Genomic DNA, 1,984 nt, shown 5'->3' with positions numbered 1-1,984 from the left:
CTTTACTTGACGGTGCCCTTTGAGCTGTTAAGCTCTCCAAGATTTCAAAATACTCGGGAGTATCAGCTCTTAACTTATCAAAATCTTCTTCGCTATGAACATCGAGTGTGCCGTTCTGAACAGTAGCGATTACATTCTTCTCAAGATTATGAATTGCAGTTGAGGTAATTTCTTGTCGAACAAATGCAATTTTAGTCGATCCAAATTTACTCGGATCAACTGCTCTTGCTATGCTCGTCTCAATTGAAATATCTGCTCCTTCAAAAAGTTCATCTGCAGACGAAGCTTGGGTATTGAGTTGGCTTTGATTAATAAAATCCACATATTGCAAAAGATTGATTACATAGACTGTATTAGTCTCACAATCTACTACTACAGCTGGCTTATTGTCTTCTTGCGGTGACTCTTGCTCTCTTCCTTTACTGAATTTTTTCTCTATCGCTAATTCGTTATTTACCACACTAATAATTACATTTTGGGACTGGTTTTCTTGAATGACTAATGGAAAGCGTTCACTAACACTACGGTAAGAACTCAATACATATTCAGGGGGTGTAACAAAATCATTATTCGAAATACCTCTTTGAATCACTCCATCAACTGCCTTATCAGGCTTCCTTGTCGAAATAGTTATCAAATAAGTTCCTTCTTTTTTAAGCCTATATCAATCCATTTAGGCCATATGTTACACATCTCTTTGAATACATTAGGAACTCGCTTATTTTGATCCATTCGACGTGTTAAGAAATCGCCACTCATATTGTAAGTTACTACGGCTTCTACATGCGTCAATGTACCAATATGTTTTTTATGAGTACCCATCACACATTCGTCTTCATAATAAATTGTTCGTTTTCTATCCACAGTAAGAAGAGCCAGTTCATCTAATGAATATCCTGTTTGTCGTTGCAATTGCAAAGCAAAACTCTCTGTTGTAATAGATTTACCACTACCAGGTCCTCCTGCCATTAAAACAGTGAAGCGATCTGGGTAACTTTTAGGTGCCTCTTCTTGGATACCAATAAATGTATTTGCATCTATTGCTGCAACTAAAGGCAAGGGCTCATATTTATCTTGCTTAACAAGTGATTCGATTACGCATTCTGAAAGGGTATATATTCTTTCATCTGTCTCGCTTCTCAGCAGTTCATCTGCTACGTGAGTTATCGCTAACTCAATTAGCATAGAGTCAGATCCATCGATTATTCCTTTTTCTCTTCGTTTTATAAGCTCTGCTTTAAATTTATTAAAATACCGACGAATCTGGGGATGTTGATCCTGCTTGCTTTTATCCTGAAGCACCTCATATACCCAATTAAAATATTTCTGTCGCTGAGACAACATATTTATTTGAGGAACCACAGGTAAAATGTGTTGTGTATGAAAATCACGGACAAAGGCTCCGAAATCATTATTTTGGGGAGGTGTTTTTAATAATAAGGGAATCAAAGCACCGGTTATCTGTAAAGAGCGGCGAGGTGTGTCAAACAGTATTAAATCCCCAATCAATTGACCATTCTGACCTTTATAACATCCAAAACCTTTTAGCTTCCACCATAATTCATCTTTTTTTGTACTGAATTTTTTAATGCAGTAAACTCAACAGAAGAATCTTTAAATACCTCTGGAAACGCCTCTTTTCCTGACTCGAGAACTGATTCAATATCGCAGGATCCTTCATTATAGTGTTTCCAATTGTATTTAGAATAAAAACGAACAATACGTGTATTGCCGCCTAGAAAAATGTTTTTTGTTTCTTGAGGGATATATTTTTTGTGTTTGTATAACTGTTTTAGTCCACACTGTTTCATTTCCTGAGTTTGATTTACTACATAGTCCGGACTGTATTTTATATCAAACACATTAACTAAATATTAAGCACGAGGTTAATTTTCAGATCACCAAATTGCCTCATAAAAATCTAACCGAAGATAGTCGCGCTACCTCGTGAAAGATTCCGGGACATCCCAGTCTCCGAAATCGA

The 1,984-nt window shown here is 36.5% G+C and carries 2 protein-coding genes and 1 pseudogene; all 3 read right to left on the bottom strand.

The window, feature by feature from the left end; genetic code table 11:
* A pseudogene (locus tag BN58_RS34935) lies at window positions 1-637 on the bottom strand (hypothetical protein); the annotation flags it as partial.
* Entirely contained in the window at window positions 634-1,509 is an 876-nt protein-coding gene (locus BN58_RS34930) for a hypothetical protein (protein ID WP_019217704.1), read from the bottom strand. The gene BN58_RS34930 and the pseudogene BN58_RS34935, both read right to left, overlap by 4 nt.
* A 35-nt stretch (window positions 1,510-1,544) precedes the next feature.
* A complete protein-coding gene (locus BN58_RS34925) occupies window positions 1,545-1,862 on the bottom strand; it encodes a hypothetical protein (protein WP_232220716.1) in 318 nt (105 codons plus the stop codon).
* Window positions 1,863-1,984 lie beyond the last annotated feature (122 nt).

The organism is Legionella tunisiensis (genome assembly GCF_000308315.1).
GTDB classification, from domain to species: domain Bacteria; phylum Pseudomonadota; class Gammaproteobacteria; order Legionellales; family Legionellaceae; genus Tatlockia; species Tatlockia tunisiensis.
Note: the sequence above shows the minus strand (reverse complement) of the source record. Positions and strands in the feature narration are given on the sequence as shown.